Origin of the sequence: Streptomyces sp. NPDC060002 (assembly GCF_042737245.1) — a bacterium.
Taxonomy (GTDB): Bacteria; Actinomycetota; Actinomycetes; order Streptomycetales; family Streptomycetaceae; genus Streptomyces.
The window spans coordinates 39,771-54,381 of the sequence record NZ_JBHWUW010000003.1 but is presented as its reverse complement, the minus strand read 5'-3'; the positions used below and the strand labels follow the sequence as shown (position 1 = coordinate 54,381).

Sequence of the window (14,611 nt, the reverse complement as noted above, 5' to 3'; positions counted from 1 at the left end):
CAAGGAGGCCGTATGAGCGACGGCGTGACGCGTCCCCGGACGACGGACGCGATCGACGGGCGCCGGTTCCGCGACGTCCTGGGCAACTTCCCCACGAGCGTGGTCGCGATCACCACCACGGACGCCGAAGCGCGGCCGCACGGGATGATCGTCGGCACCTTCACCTCCGTGTCCCTGGCTCCACCCCTGGTGTCCTTCCTGGTCGACCGCTCCTCCACGACGCTGCGGACGATCAGGACCGCGGGCCGGTTCTGCGCCAACGCGCTCGCGGGCGACCAGGAACGGCTGTCCCGCAAGCTGGCGACCGGCCCGGCCCGGCAGCGGTTCGAGGACACGAGCTGGCAGCCGTCGGCGCTGGGCAGTCCCGTCCTGGACGAAATCGTCGCCTGGGTCGACTGCACGGTGGAGCAGGTCGTCGAGATCGGTGATCACTTGTTGGTCGTCGGGCGGGTCCACGACCTGCGCGTCGAGTCGATGAAAACCCCGCTGCTGTTCTTCCGGGGCGGTTACGGCGACTACCTGTCGAGCGCGGCGCTGCTGCTCGACAGGCTCGTCGGGTGGGACGAGATCGGTCGATAGCAGCGAGCGAAAAAGGAGCCGCAGATGAAGAAGGACCTCTACATAAGACTGCAGAGAGTGTCGGCCTGGTGCGGTGTCATCCTCTTCGTGGGATTCTTCGCCGCGTTCGCCGTGGGCAACCTCACCCCGCCCATGAGCCCTACGGAGAGTCCCGAGGACATCGTCGCCTTCCTCGAGGACCACCGCACGGGGATCCTCACCTGTGTCTCCCTGATGGTTGTGCTCATCCCGTTCGAGTACCCGTACGTCATCGTGACGAGCATGCAGCTGCGCCGGGTCGAGGGCGGCTGGGGGATGCTGTCCATGATCCAGCTCACCACGGGCATCATGGCCCCGGCCGGGTTCTTCTTCCCGCTCGCGATCCTGGCCGCCGCGGCCTACCGACCGGAGAGCCACTCCGCCGACGTCCTGTCCGCGATGACCGACATCTTCTGGCTCATGTTCGTGGGCAACGCCTGCGTCTTCGTCCTCCAGGTCTGGTCGATCGGATACGCCGCGTTCATCGACCACACCCGGGAGAAGCCGGTCTTTCCACGCTGGTACGGCTGGCTCAGCATGGCGCTGGGGGTGCTGCTCGTCCCGGGCGCCTTCGTCTTCCTCAACCGGACCGGACCGCTCGCCTGGGACGGACTCCTCGCGTACCTGATCCCCTCGATCGCGTACGTCTTCTGGAAGATCGCCACGCCGTACGTGCTGCTGAAGGCGATCACGTCCGAGGAGAAGGAGCTGGCCGGGAAGCCGGAGGCCGAACCGGTGACCGTGTAGGCCAGCCGCAACACGGAGGCCGTGCCCCGCGATCCACATCGCGGGCCACGGCCCCAGGCGTTGTGCCGACGTCAGACCGAGAGCGCGAACCCGCCCGTCACGCGCAACGTCTCCCCGGTGACGAACGACGCCTTGGACGAGACCAGGTGGAGCAGCGCCTCGACGATGTCCTGCACCTGGCCCTCCTTGTGCAGGATCTGCTCCCCGAGGACGCGGTCCGCGTCCTCGGGGGACAGTTCGGCCCGTACGGCGTCGGTGAAGATCAGGCCCGGCGCGATCGCGTTGACCCTGATGCCGTCGGCGGCGAACTCGCGCGCGAAGGACACCGTCAGGCCCCGGACGGCCAGTTTGGACACGCCGTAGACGCTGCGGTTCGCGTAGGCCGCAGACGACGAGATGTTGACGATGGAGGCGCCGGCCCTGCCCTTCATCGCCTCGCGGGCGGCGAGTGAGCAGATGACGACGCCCATGACGTTGACGTCGAGCACCCGCCGCACCTTGGCGAGGCCGAGCTCGGTGAACGGCCTGTGGTAGGCGGCGTGCAGGCCGGCGTTGTTGACCAGGATGTCGAGTCCGCCGTGGAGTTCGGCGACCTCGCTCACGACCGCGCCGACCTGGTCCTCGTCGGCCACGTCACAGGCGACTCCCGTCACCCGGCCGCCCCGTGCGGTGAGTTCCGCCGCCGCCTCGGCCGCGGCGCGGCCGTCGATGTCGGCGAGCACGACCTGCGCGCCCAGGGCCGACAGCGCCTCGCCGAACGCCTTGCCGAAGCCCCGGCCACCTCCCGTGACGAGGGCCACCTTGCCCTGGTGTACTGCGTCCTTCGGCGTCAGAACCTGGTTGTCCGGCATCAGGACCTCACTTCGGGCCGAACCGCTGGCCCGCGTCCAGACGCAGGCACTGGCCGTTCAGCATGGGGTTGTCGACGATCGCCAGGGCGAGCTTGGCGTACTCCTCGGGGCGGCCCGGGCGGAGGGGGAAGGCGGCGCCCTTCACCAGCGCGGCCCGCGTCTCGGCCGGGATCCGCTCGGTGGCGCCGGTCTCGAACAGGCTGGGCGCGATGGCGACGACGCGGATGCCGAGCGAGCCGAGGTCGCGGGCCATGGTGAGGCTCATCGCGGCGATCGCCGCCTTGGCGGCCGAGTAGGCGACCTGCCCGACCTGCCCCTCGAACGCGGCGATCGACGACGTGTTGACGATGACGCCGCGCTCGCCGGTCGTCTCGGGGTCCTCGGGGTCGTTGCGGCTCATGTGCGCGGCGGCCAGCCGGCTGATGTTGAAGGTGGCGACGGCGTTCAGGTCGAGCACCCGGCGGAAGGTCTCCAGGTCGTGCGGACCGTCCTTGCCGAGCGTGCGCCGTACGGTGCCGCCGCCGGCGGTGGTCACCGACACATGCAGTGCGCCCAGGGCCGTCACAGCGGCGTCCAGCGCGCTCCCGGTCGCCTCGAAGTCGGTCACGTCGACCGGGTGGAAGCTCCCGCCGAGCGCGGCGGCGACCTCCTCGCCCGCGGATGCCGGGCGGTCGAGCACGGCGACGTCGGCGCCGCGGGCCGCGAGCAGCTCGGCGGTGGCCCGGCCCATGCCGGACGCGCCGCCGAACACCACGGCCTTCTTGCCCTTGATCTCCATCGGGAACCTTTCGGATCGTCGGCTCAGGCGGACGCGGGCGACCGCCGCAGAAGGGTGCACAGCCGCTCGCGGTGCACGGCGGCGTCGCCGTACAGCACGCTGTCGGCCCTGGCCCGGCGCAGGTGGAGGTGGAGGTCGTGCTCCCAGGTGAAGCCGATGCCGCCGTGCAGCTGGAGTGCCCGGGCCGCGACCTCGCCGGTCCCGGACGCGGTGTACGAGGCGGCGGCGCAGGCCGCTCGGGCGGTGTCGCCGGCGCCCGCGTCGGCGGCCATCGCCGCGTAGTACGTGGCGGCGCGGGTGCCGTGCACCAGCAGCGCCATGTCGGCGCACGCGTGCTTGACGGCCTGGAACGTTCCGATCGGCCGGCCGAACTGCACGCGGGCCTTGGTGTGTTCGACGGTGAGCTCCAGCATCCGCTCCATCGCCCCGAGCGCGTCGGCGCACCGCAGCACCGAGGCCTCGTCGAGCAGCCGCTGGATCTCCTCGGGCCCGCCGGCCAGACGGCGTCCGTGCGGTACGCGCACCCCGTCGAGCCGGATCTCGTGGAACGAGCGGGTCAGGTCCAGGGTCCGCTGCCGTCGGACGGCGACGCCGGGGGCCGTCCGGTCGACGAGGAACGATGCCGGGGCCCCGTCCTGGAGTGCGGTGACGAGGAGCCAGCGAGCGCCGCCCGCGTCCTGCACCGCCGTCTTGACGCCGTCGAGGACGTTTCCGTCCCGGTCGGCACGGGCGGTGGCGCGGACCCCGTCGAGGGACCACGGGGCATGCGGTTCGGCGAAGGCCCAGGTGGCCCAGCCCGCTCCGGCGGCGAGCGCGGGCAGGACCTCGGCACGCAGCCCGGGCGACCCCGCGGCGGCCAGCGCCCGGCCCACGATCGCGGTGGGCGCGAACGGACCCCGCCCGAGCGCCCGCCCCGTCTCCTGGGCGACGAGGGTGAGTTCCACCAGGCCCTGGCCGGCGCCGCCGTACTCCTCGGGCAGGCCCAGACCGGGCCAGCCGAGGCCGGCCGTCAGCCGCCACACCTCGGGATCGACGTCCTCGTCGCGATCCGCCCAGGCCCGTACGTGCTCGATCGGGGCCCGGTCCGACAGCAGCTCGCGTGAGGCCGCGCGCAGCATGTCCTGCTCCTCGCTGAGCTCGAAGTCCATCAGAACAAGGTATCCTCTACTGCTCTCACGGTCGAGATGGCCAGCCGAATCGCCAGGCAATCTGCCCGGACCTCCTTGATTTAAGTACTCTGAATTGCTCGCGGTCGCGGTCGCGGCCGGTCGCTCAGCGGGCGGCCCAGCTGACCGTCTTGGTCTGGAGGTACTCGTCCAGACCGAACTCGCCCCACTCCCGGCCGAGTCCGCTCTGTTTGTAGCCGCCGAACGCGGCCCGCGGGTTCACCCCGGCGCTGCCGCCGTTGATCGTCACACCGCCGGTCCGGATGCGGGACGCGAGCTCGTACGCGGCCACGGTGTCGGCGCTCCAGACGGCGCCCGCGAGGCCGTACGGGCTGTCGTTCGCGATCCGCACCGCCTCCTCGTCCGTGGCGAACGGGATGACGACGCCGACCGGTCCGAAGAACTCCGTGCGCGCGACGGTCATGTCGTTGTGGACGTCGGCGAAGAGGGTCGGTTCCACGAAGAAACCCCGGTCGAGGCCGGCCGGACGTCCGCCGCCGTGGGCGAGGCGCGCTCCCTCCTCCTCGCCGACCCGGATCAGCTTCTCGACCCTGTCCCGCTGCGCTTCGCTGATCAGCGGGCCCATGGTGGTGGACGGGTCGGCCGGATCGCCGACCCTGACCTCGGTGAGGGCGGCGGTCAGCCGCGCGACGAACTCGTCGTGGACGGACTCGTGCACGAGGGTGCGGGTCAGCAGGGAACAGCCCTGCCCGGCGTGGGTGGTGATGCCGAGAAGCGCGGAGCGGACCGCGCCGCCGAGGTCGCCGTCGGCACGGACGAGGCTCGCCGACTTGCCGCCGAGTTCGAGGACGACCTTCTTCAGGGAGGCGGCGGCCTGGGTGTGGACCATGCGCCCGACGGTGTCGGACCCGGTGAAGCTGACGAGGTCCACCATGGGGTGGGTGGTCAGCTCACGGCCGGCCTCGACATCACCGGTGACGATGTTCAGCACGCCCGGCGGCAGTCCCGCGGCGTCCGCGAAGTCGCCGATCAGCAGGGACTCCAGGGGAGTGGCGGGCGCCGGTTTGAGTACGGCGGTGCAGCCCGCCGCGAGCGCCGGGATCACCTTCATCATGCTGAGGAAGAAGGGGAAATTGTAGGCGGAGATCAGCGCGCACACGCCGAACGCCTCGCGGCGCAGCACCCCTTGGGAGATGCCGACCCCGGGCGCGATCGTCGCGTCCATCGGGCGCTCCCAGGCGAAGGCCGGGATCACCCGCTCGGCCATGTCGCGCAGATGCGTTACCGGGACCCGGGTCTGCAGGGTCTCGGCCAGTGCGCGGACCGAGCCCGCCTCGGCCATGTTGACGGCCACCAGCTCGGGCAGCCTGCGCTCCATCTCGTCCGCCATGCGCAGCAGGACGGCGGCCCGTTGCGCGGGCCTCATCCGCGGCCAGGGTCCCTCGTCGAAGGCGCGCCGGGCCGCTTCGACGGCCTGGCGTACGTCCGCCGGCGACGAGCCCGGGACCTCGGCGACCGTCTCCTCCGTCGCCGGATTGCGGACGAGCACCGGGGTGTCCGAACGGCCGTCGGTCCGGCGCCCGTCGATGTAGAGCTGCGAAGAGAACGAGTACGCCGTCGCCATGTGCCGTCTCCTGATCGCCCCCGGACGCCGGTGCGGCGCCTATTTAAGTGTACTGAATTATGGCGGTCGCAGAAGGGCTCGGCGTCACCGGCTCTGTGTCAGGGCTCTGTGATTTCGATGCCTCGATCGAGCGGTGATTCCGTATGCTGAATCATTGACTGGACCGGTCGGTACAGCTAACTTCGGCAGCATCCGCGGGGTGGGTTCTGCAACGAACGACGAGGTTCGAAAGAGGTACCGCCTGTGTTCAAGGAATTTGTCGTGTCCGGTGATTCGCACATCATCGAGCCGGTCGATCTCTTCAAGACCCGGCTGCCCGAGCACCTCAGGGAACGGGCCCTGTGGGAAGAGGAATTCACGCTCGACGAGCCGATCGTCGAGGGCGGGCACACCGAGTTCAAGAAGCTGCACACCATCGGCTACGACGGCTGGACCATCTCCAAGTACCGGCAGTTCGGCGGGCAGACCCCGGACGGCGAGCCGCAGCACATCATCCGGGACATGGACCTCGACGGCGTCGACGCCTCGGTGATGTTCCCCAACCTGTCGCTGTTCGTCCTGTTCACCGACGACCACGAACTGTCGATGGCGCACGCACGCGTGTGGAACGACTACATCGCCGAGCGGTTCCTGCAGTACAGGAAGCGGCTGCGCCCGACGGCGGCGATCCCCGTCACGGACATCCCCGAGGCCGTCGCCGAGATCGAGCGGTGCGCGCGCCTCGGGCTCGGAGCGATCCTGATCCCGGAGACCCCGCCCGTGCCGTACGCGTCGCGGAGTTACGACCCGTTGTGGGCGGCCGCCCAGGCGCACGGAATGCCGGTGTTCATCCACGTCGCCACCGGCGGGGTGAAGACGAAGGAGAGCACCTCGGAGACGGCGCTGACCGTCCGGAGCATGATGACGGCCGTCAACATGGGCAAGGGCCAGCTGACCGACGACATGGTGTCGGGCCGGCTCCAGAACTCCGCGGCCGGGTTCTCCAGCCCGCAGCGCATCATCGCCGACCTCGTCGGCGGCGGCGTCTGCGAGCGGTTCCCCGCACTCCACTTCAACCTGATCGAGTTCAGCGCCGGCTGGCTGGTCTCCTACATGGGCTTCATGGACAAGTCCTTCCGGACGGGCATCGGCCAGGACCCGGACTGGTGGCTCGGTTTCTGGGACGACAGCCGCTCGCCGAAGGAACAGTCGGCCATGGGGCGGCTGTTCACCATCAACGGCAAGTGGCCCTACCCCCTCAAGCCCAGCGAGTACATCCAGCGCCAGATCCACGTCCAGTTCGCGGACGACCCGACCGCCGTCAAGGCCCGCCACATCACCGGTGTGTCGACGGTGGTGTGGGGCAACGACTACCCCCATGCCGAGGGGACCTTCCGCAGCAGCGCCGAGTGCGTCGCGGACAACTTCGACGACACCGTCTCGGACGAGGACCGCGCGGCCATCCTGGGCGGCACCCTCGCCGGCGTCGTGCACTTCGACACCAGCGAGAAGCTCGCCCCCGTCACCGAGGACGCCTGACCCGCGACCGGGCGGAGCGCCGGTCCCGAGCGCGACCGCTCCGGAACCGGCGCTCCGCCCGGCGTCAGGCCGGGTCCGGTACGCCGCCGACCAGGGCCAGGGCGGCCCGGGCGTAGGCGGCCCGGCGCCTGTGGCTCACCAGGAAACTCGGCGGTGCGAAGTAGCCGACGTCGTGGGGGAGCGAACCGGCGCGGCGCGCGAGGGCGTCCTTGGCGTCGGCGGTCGTCCCGCAGACGGCGATCCCGGTGACCATCTCGTCGGTGACCGCCCGCGCCATTTCGTCGGTCTCACCGGCCCGGAACGCCGCCCGGATCCGGGCGACGGGCTCCTCCCAGCCGTGGTGGGCGACGAACGGGTCGTACGTCCTGACGGTGAGATAGAAGGCGATCATCCGCCGGGCGTCGGCGACGGCGCGTTCGGGAGCGGCGTCGTCGACCGCCGTGATGATCCAGCCGTGTTCGAGCGGACGCGCGCCGGCCCGGTTCCCGTCGCTCGCGCCGCCCGCGACCGAAGGGCGTACGACCTCGTTCCACCAGGAGCCGGTGAACAGCCCGTGTCCGACGACACCGTCGGCGACCCGGCCGGCGGTGGCGGCCATGCGGGTGTTGAACGCGGCGAGCAGGACGGGGATGTCCAGCCGGCCGAGCACCGGAGCGCGGACGTCGGCGTCGAGCGCGTAGAACTCGCCGGAGTAGCGGACCCGGTCGCCGTTCTCCGCGTGCAGCCAGGCCCGTACGGCGCCCACGGTCTCGGCGATCCGGGCCACCGGACGTTCGGCGGGCACGCCCAGCCAGTCCCGGTTGATCCGGAACGCCGCGCTGCCCAGGCCGAGGAACAGCCGGCCCGGTGCCCGGGCGTGCAGCTGGCGCAGGGCGGTGGCGTGCGCGTAGGGGGAGCGGGCGAACGCGTAGGCGATGGCGGGGCCCGCCAGGGCGCGTTCCGTGTTCGCCACGACGTCGGCCACGGTGAGGTAGGCGTCGTGGTCGGCGAACTCCCCGGCGCAGAAGGCGCCGACGCCCGCCTGCTCCGCCTCCCGTCCGACGTCCCGGCCGGGCCAGGGCATGCCGAACCGCATGAGAGCCTCCCGTCGAATGCCCGAAGCCGGGCCGTGTGCTCCTTAAAAAGTACACTTATTTAGGAGAGGTTAGGGGAGTGTTCAGCGCAGTGTCCACTGCCCCCGGGGCACCGCGGAGCGGTCGACACCGGCCTTCCCGACCGGGTTCCCGATCTGGGTGTACGACAGGCCGGTGCGCAGCGCCTGGGTGCGGGTCGAGTCGAGCGACTCCCAGACCGCCCGCACGGTGCCCTGGACGGCGGCGGGCGGTTTGGCGGCGATGATGCGCGCGATCCGGTCGGCCCGGTCCCACAGCTCCTCGCGTGGCAGCACCTCGCTGACCAGGCCGATCTGCAGGGCGCGCGCGGCCGACACGCGCTCGTCCAGGCCGAGCAGGGCGATGCGCAGAGCCTCGCCGAGCGGGATGCGCCGGGCGAGGCCGATCGGTTCCAGGGCCGCGGTGAGGCCATAGCTGACATGGGGGTCGAAGAACGTGGCGTCCTGCGAACAGATCATGATGTCGGCCTCGTTGAGCCAGTAGAAGGCGCCGCCGGCGGCCATCCCGTGCACGGCGCACACCAGGGGTTTCCATACCTGGTTCAGCTTCGGCGAGAGGTACTCCCCGGGATCGGTCTGCGACCAGACGTTGGGGTGGCGGTCGATTCCCTCCTTCACGTCCATGCCGGTGCAGAACGCCCGGTCGCCGGCGCCGCGCAACACGACGACCCGTACGTCGTCGTCGGCCTTGACGGTGCGCCAGACGACGCCGAAATCCTCCAGCATCTCCTGGTTGAAGCCGTTCATGGCCTCGGGCCGGTTGAGGGTGATCGTGGCGACGTGGCCGGTCACCTCGAACAGCACGGTCCTGAGTTCCATCCGGCAGCTCCGTTCTCGACGCGATCGGGGAAAGTAGTATACTTTTCTCTGGTTACTCGGTGCCAGTGATCGGCACCACGAGAGCCGCGGAGGACACTGCGATGAGGCCACGCGTGGGGCAGATGCTCGCCAGTACGGTCGATCCGACGGCGGTGATCGTCGTGCGGTGCCCCGACGAAGAGCTGGAGATCACGTGCGGCGGGGCCGCCATGGTGGAGGGGGCCGGGCCGGGATCCCTCACCGGCGAGCCCGACCCCGAACTGATGGGCGGTTCGCTGCTCGGCAAGCGGTACGCCGACGAGGACCTCGGCGTCGAGCTCCTCTGCACGAAGCCCGGGCCGGGCACCCTGGCGCTGAACGGCGTCCCGCTGCCGGTGAAGAGCGCCAAGCCGCTCCCGGCCTCGGACTGAGGGGCGGGGGAGCCCCGTGAACATATCGATGCTGTCGGACATGGCCGCCGAGGGATTCGGCGACCGGGTCGTCATCGGGCGCACGGACGACGGGCTGACCGCCCGCCGGCTGCGCGAACTGGCGGCCGGCGGAGCACACCTGGTGCGCGCGGCCGACGCCGACGCGATCGTGTACCTCGCCGTGAACGGTCCGGCCCTCGCGGTCGCACTGTTCGCGGCCGCCCGCGCCGGAGTGCCCCTGGTGCCGGTCAACTACCGCCTGGGCGACGCCCAGCTCGACGCGCTGCTGGCCAACCACCCCCGCGCGCTGGGCATCGCCGATCCGGAGCACGGCGAGGCCCTGCGCCGTGCCGGGCTGACCGTGCACAGCCCGGCCGAGTGGCTCGCCCGGGCCGCGCGCCACCCCGGCCCCGGCCCCGCGGCCGACGATCCGCCGCCGCCCGCGTCGCCCGCCGTCCTCATCTACACGAGCGGGACGACCTCCGCGCCCAAGGGCGTGCTCCTGCGCCACCGCCACCTGGTGTCGTACGTGCTCGGCACGGTGGAGTTCGCCGCGGCCGAGCCCGGCGCGGCGGCCCTGGTGAGCGTCCCGCCGTACCACATCGCCGCCGTGTCCAACGTGCTGACCAACCTCTACGCGGGGCGCCGGACCCTGACCCTGGAGCAGTTCACGCCGGACGGCTGGCTCGGCCTGGTACGGGAGCAGCGGATCACCCACGCGATGGTGGTGCCGACGATGCTCGCCCGCCTCATGGACACCGGCGGCCTCGACCGGTCGGTGCCCTCGCTGCGCGCGCTCGCCTACGGCGGAGCCCGGATGCCGGTGCGGGTCGTCGAGACCGCGCTGCGCGTCTGGCCGCACGTGGACTTCGTGAACGCCTACGGGCTCACGGAGACCTCGTCCACGATCACGGTCCTGGGGCCGCAGGAGCACCGGACGGCCGCGGCGAGCGACGATCCGGCGGTGCGGGCCCGGCTCGGTTCGGCCGGACTGCCGGTGCCGGGTGTCGAACTGGAGGTCCGTGACGCGTCCGGCGCGGTCGCGGCCCCCGGCGGGACCGGGCAGATCTGGGTGCGCGGCGAGCAGGTGTCGGGCGAGTACGCGGGCCAGGGCTCAACGGTCGACGAGCGGGGCTTCTTCCACACCCGCGACCGGGGCCGCATCGACCGGGACGGCTATCTCCACATCGAGGGCAGGGCCGACGACACGATCATCCGCGGTGCCGAGAACATCGCGCCCGCCGAGATCGAGGACATCCTGCTGGGCCACCCGGACGTGCTCGACGCGGTCGTCGTCGGCGTCCCGGACGAGGAGTGGGGCCAGCGGATCGAGGCGGTGGTCGTCCTGCGCGACGGTGTGGCGATCGACCCGGACGCCCTGCGCGCGCAGGTGCGCGGCACGCTGCGCGGCTCGAAGACACCGGACCGCATCACCCGCTGGCCCGAATTGCCCCGCACCCCGACCGGCAAGCTCGTACGCCGCGACATCGTCGAGGCGCTGACCGCCGGGAGCCGTCAAGCCGTGGACCGGCGGGGACCGACAGGGACGAGGACATGAGCGTCGTCGCGGACAGTGCCGACCGGACAGCGGAGCTGACGCGACGGACAGCCGTCGCGGTCCGCGGCTGGGTTCCCGGGGCCACGGTGGAGTCGGTCGAGCCGCTCACCGGCGGCACGTCCAGCCTCACCTACGTGGCCGTGCTGTCGGGTGTCCCCGCCGGACACGAGCGCGTCGTCCTCAAAGTGGCCCCGCCCGGCCTGCCGCCGGTCCGCAACCGGGACGTACTGCGCCAGGCGCGGCTGATGCAGCTGCTGGCGGGTGTGGTGGGGGTGCGGGTGCCGAAGGTGCTGTTCTCCGACAGGGGTGCGCCGACGGCTCGCCAGCCCTTCGTGGCGATGGAGCTCGTGCCCGGGCAGTGCGTGGAACCGGTGCTCGTGCCACGGGGAACCGTTCCCGCGGCTCAGGTACGGGCCCGCGCCCTCGACGCGGCCCGGATGCTCGCGCACCTGCACCGGGTGGACCCCAAGCGGACCGCCCTCGCCGTGGAACCCGTCGTCACCCTCGGCGCCGAGATCGACCGCTGGACCCGGGCGTTCACGACCGTGCCCGAGGACCTGCGCACCGGGTACGAGGCCGTCGGGGAACGGCTGCGCGCCACGATGCCCGCCGCGATGATGCCGGTGTTCACGCACGGCGACTACCGGCTCGGCAACACGCTCTGCGACGCGGACTCGGTCAACGCCGTCATCGACTGGGAGATCTGGGCGCTCGGCGATCCCCGGGTCGACATCACCTGGCTGACCTTCTTCACCGACGAGGCCCGCCACCCGGCGTCCCCGTCGGGGGAGCCGACCGGGATGCCGGGGAAGGCGGAGCTGATCGACGCCTACCAGGAGACGCGGGGCGAGGCGTTGCCGGACCTGTCCTGGTTCGAGGCGCTGACCAAGTACAAGGAGTCCGCCGCGACCGCCCTGCTGATCAAGCGCGGCCGGAAGGCGGGGCGGCTGACCGACATGCACCGGCGCATGCTGCCCGCGCTCCCGGTGCTCCTGGCCGAGGCGACGCAGCTGCTCGGCCGAGCGGCCTGAGCCACCTGGGGATGCCGCGCCCCGCAGGGGCGCGGGGCTCTGACGTGTGCGGCTCCGCCGCGCGGCCGCGACCAGCCCCCACCGGCTCGCGGCCGAAGAACCAACCGGCCCGCGGCCAAGAAACCAACCGGCCCGCGGCCAAGAAACCAACCGCTCGCAGCCCAACGAACCAACCGGCTCGCGGCCAAGAAGCCAACCGCTCGCAGCCCGACGAACCAACCGGCTCGCGGCCGAAGAACCAACCGGCCCGCGGCCAAGAAATTAACCGGCCCGTGGCAAGACGAACCGCAGAGCCGGCGGAGCCTCAGTACAGGCCGCCGTCCACCCGGATCAGTGAGCCCGTGGTGTAGCTGGAGGCGTCGCTCGCCAGGTACAGCGCCGTGCCGATGATCTCCTCCGGCCGGCCGGGCCGGCCGATCGCGCTGCGCGTGCTCCGGCGCTTCTCCTCGGGCCAGGCCTGGGAGATGTCGGTCAGGAACGGGCCGGCCGAGATGGTGTTGACGCGCACCTTCGGGCCGTACTCCAGGGCGAAGACGGTGGTCAGCGCGTTGAGCGCGGCCTTGGCGCCGGCGTAGGGGCCGAACCGCGGCTGGGGGAACAGCGCTCCCGAGGAGGAGACGTTGATGATCGAGCCGCCGCCGCCCTCGGACATCCGCCGCCCGACCAGCGAGGCGAGCCGGAACGGGCCCTTGAAGTTGACCCCGACGACCTTGTCGAACAGCTCCTCGCCGGTCTCCTGCGAAGAGGGCGCCAGCGGTGACATGCCGGCGTTGTTCACGAGGACGTCGACCTTCCCGAACTCCTCGTACGCGGTGTCGGCCAGCCGGCCGAGGTCGTCCCAGTGGCCCACGTGCGCGGCGACCGGCAGCGCGCGCCGGCCGAGGCCGCGGACCTCCGCCGCGACCGTCTCGCACGCGTCCAGCTTGCGGCTGGCGATCACCACGTCGGCGCCCGCGACGGCGAAGGCCCGCACCATCTCCCGCCCCAGGCCCCGGCTGCCGCCGGTGACGAGCGCGACCTTGCCGGACAGGTCGAACAGGCCGGCCGGGCCGGGGGAGTCCGCGTCGTTCATTCGTCCACCCGGCCGCTGAGAGCGTCGTCGCCGATGATGTGCGCGTACCGCTTGCGGGCGGCCTCCCGCTTCGGCGGGATGTGCTCGCTGGGGAACAGCCCCTCGGCCGGCCGGTGGTTCTTCAGCAGCTGCTTGGCGATGGTGGTGCGGTGCACCTCGGTCGGGCCGTCGGCGAGGGCGAGGTTCGGCGCGGCCATCCACCACTTCGCGAGCGGGAGTTCGTCGGTGGTGCCGAGCGACCCGTGCAGGTGCACCGCCCGCTGGACGATGTCGTGCAGCACCTTGGCCGTCTGGACCTTGCACATGGCGATCTGGGTGCGTGCGGCGCCGTGCGGCCGGGTGTCGATGAGCCAGGCGGTGTGCAGGACGAGCAGCCGGAACTGCTGGAGCTCCACCCAGGAGTCCGCGATGAACTGCTGCACCGCCTGTTTCTCGGCGAGCAGGGTTCCCTGGGTGCGGCGGGACAGCGCCCGCTCGCACATCATGTCGAAGGCGCGGGTGCACTTGCCCACCGTGCGCATCGCGTGGTGCACGCGGCCGCCGCCGAGGCGGGCCTGGGCCACCTTGAAGCCCTCGCCGGGACCGCCGAGCATGGCGTCGAGCGGGACGCGGACCCGGTGGTAGCGGAGGTAGGCGTGGATGCCCTCGTCGAGGGAGCCGCGCTCGTCCATCGTGCCGACGTTGCGTTTGATCTCGATGCCCGGCGTCTCGGCCGGCACGATGAACATCGACATGCGGGCGTGCGGCGGCGCGTCCGGGTCGGTGACGGCCATGACGATGAGGAAGGCCGCGTAACGGGCGTTGGAGGAGAACCACTTCTCCCCGTCGATCACCCACTCCTCGCCGTCCCGCCGGGCGCGGCAGACGAACTCCTTGGGGTCGGCTCCGGCCTGCGGTTCGGTCATCGAGAAAGTGGAGACGATCTCGCCGTCGAGCAGCGGCCGCAGATAGCGGGCCTTCTGCTCCTCGGTGCCGAACATGGCGAGGATCTCGGCGTTGCCGGTGTCCGGTGCGGCGGTGCCGAACACCGTCGGGGCCCAGTAGGAGCGGCCGAGGATCTCGTTGAGGAGGGCGAGTTTCACCTGGCCGTAGCCGGGGCCGTCCAGTTCGGGGCCGAGGTGACAGGCCCACAGGCCCTGCTCCCGGACCTGCTGCTGCAGCGGCCTCAGGATCGCGCGGGCTTTCTCGTTGCGGGTGTCGTACGGGTCGCCGCCGTGCGGGAACAGCAGGTCCAGCGGCTCGACCTCCTCACGTACGAAGGCCGCGGCCCAGTCCAGCCCGGCCTGGAACTCAGGGTCGATCGTGAAATCCAGCATGGCGAAAACAGTATACTTTTTAGCTCCTCCCGGTCCATACTCTGGGGCAGAG

Annotated in this window: 14 protein-coding genes; 6 read left to right on the top strand and 8 right to left on the bottom strand. The window is 71.4% G+C overall.

What is annotated here, in order from left to right; translation table 11 throughout:
• Nucleotides 1-12: 12 nt before the first annotated feature.
• Entirely contained in the window at nt 13-579 is a 567-nt protein-coding gene (locus ACFWBD_RS04290) for a flavin reductase family protein (RefSeq protein WP_385662408.1), read from the top strand.
• Nucleotides 580-603: 24 nt separating this feature from the next.
• A complete protein-coding gene (locus tag ACFWBD_RS04285; RefSeq protein ID WP_385662406.1) occupies nt 604-1,344 on the top strand; it encodes a hypothetical protein in 741 nt (246 codons plus the stop codon).
• Nucleotides 1,345-1,415: 71 nt separating this feature from the next.
• Here the strand turns inward: ACFWBD_RS04285 and ACFWBD_RS04280 are convergent, their stop codons facing one another.
• The 4 genes from ACFWBD_RS04280 to ACFWBD_RS04265 all read right to left on the bottom strand — a co-directional run bounded on the left by ACFWBD_RS04280 (nt 1,416) and on the right by ACFWBD_RS04265 (nt 5,724).
• Nucleotides 1,416-2,195, bottom strand: a complete 780-nt coding sequence (locus ACFWBD_RS04280; RefSeq protein ID WP_385662404.1) for an SDR family NAD(P)-dependent oxidoreductase — start codon at nt 2,193-2,195, stop codon at nt 1,416-1,418.
• 7 nt (nt 2,196-2,202) lie between these two features.
• The gene (locus ACFWBD_RS04275; protein WP_385662401.1) at nt 2,203-2,973 is read right to left on the bottom strand and encodes an SDR family NAD(P)-dependent oxidoreductase; all 771 of its coding nucleotides are present in this window, start codon (nt 2,971-2,973) and stop codon (nt 2,203-2,205) included.
• A gap of 23 nt (nt 2,974-2,996) precedes the next feature.
• Complete coding sequence (locus tag ACFWBD_RS04270; protein WP_385662398.1) at nt 2,997-4,121, bottom strand: acyl-CoA dehydrogenase family protein; 1,125 nt, start codon at nt 4,119-4,121, stop codon at nt 2,997-2,999.
• 124 nt (nt 4,122-4,245) lie between these two features.
• Nucleotides 4,246-5,724, bottom strand: a complete 1,479-nt coding sequence (locus tag ACFWBD_RS04265; protein WP_385662396.1) for an aldehyde dehydrogenase family protein — start codon at nt 5,722-5,724, stop codon at nt 4,246-4,248.
• 261 nt (nt 5,725-5,985) lie between these two features.
• On the opposite strand from ACFWBD_RS04265, the gene ACFWBD_RS04260 reads away from it, so the two are divergent.
• A complete protein-coding gene (locus ACFWBD_RS04260) occupies nt 5,986-7,242 on the top strand; it encodes an amidohydrolase family protein (RefSeq protein ID WP_385662393.1) in 1,257 nt (418 codons plus the stop codon).
• A gap of 64 nt (nt 7,243-7,306) precedes the next feature.
• On the opposite strand, the gene ACFWBD_RS04255 is transcribed toward ACFWBD_RS04260, so the two are convergent.
• Complete coding sequence (locus ACFWBD_RS04255; RefSeq protein ID WP_385662391.1) at nt 7,307-8,317, bottom strand: LLM class flavin-dependent oxidoreductase; 1,011 nt, start codon at nt 8,315-8,317, stop codon at nt 7,307-7,309.
• An 81-nt stretch (nt 8,318-8,398) separates the two neighbouring features.
• Complete coding sequence (locus ACFWBD_RS04250) at nt 8,399-9,172, bottom strand: enoyl-CoA hydratase/isomerase family protein (RefSeq protein WP_385662388.1); 774 nt, start codon at nt 9,170-9,172, stop codon at nt 8,399-8,401.
• 101 nt (nt 9,173-9,273) lie between these two features.
• Here ACFWBD_RS04250 and ACFWBD_RS04245 point away from each other — a divergent pair, with 101 nt between their 5' ends.
• From ACFWBD_RS04245 to ACFWBD_RS04235, 3 genes are read left to right on the top strand one after another with little or no spacing between them, the layout of a single operon-like run.
• Nucleotides 9,274-9,582, top strand: coding sequence for a hypothetical protein (locus ACFWBD_RS04245; protein WP_385662386.1), 309 nt, complete (start codon nt 9,274-9,276; stop codon nt 9,580-9,582).
• A 16-nt stretch (nt 9,583-9,598) separates the two neighbouring features.
• Nucleotides 9,599-11,140: a class I adenylate-forming enzyme family protein gene (locus ACFWBD_RS04240; RefSeq protein ID WP_385662383.1), complete on the top strand. Its 1,542-nt coding sequence runs from the start codon at nt 9,599-9,601 to the stop codon at nt 11,138-11,140.
• The gene (locus ACFWBD_RS04235) at nt 11,137-12,171 is read left to right on the top strand and encodes a phosphotransferase family protein (RefSeq protein ID WP_385662380.1); all 1,035 of its coding nucleotides are present in this window, start codon (nt 11,137-11,139) and stop codon (nt 12,169-12,171) included. The genes ACFWBD_RS04240 and ACFWBD_RS04235 overlap by 4 nt, the downstream gene beginning before the upstream one ends.
• Before the next feature lie 304 nt (nt 12,172-12,475).
• On the opposite strand, the gene ACFWBD_RS04230 is transcribed toward ACFWBD_RS04235, so the two are convergent.
• Together ACFWBD_RS04230 and ACFWBD_RS04225 are read right to left on the bottom strand one after the other, a co-directional pair.
• Nucleotides 12,476-13,243: an SDR family NAD(P)-dependent oxidoreductase gene (locus ACFWBD_RS04230; protein ID WP_385662377.1), complete on the bottom strand. Its 768-nt coding sequence runs from the start codon at nt 13,241-13,243 to the stop codon at nt 12,476-12,478.
• The gene (locus ACFWBD_RS04225) at nt 13,240-14,559 is read right to left on the bottom strand and encodes an acyl-CoA dehydrogenase family protein (protein ID WP_385662375.1); all 1,320 of its coding nucleotides are present in this window, start codon (nt 14,557-14,559) and stop codon (nt 13,240-13,242) included. The genes ACFWBD_RS04230 and ACFWBD_RS04225 overlap by 4 nt, the downstream gene beginning before the upstream one ends.
• Nucleotides 14,560-14,611: the final 52 nt, after the last annotated feature.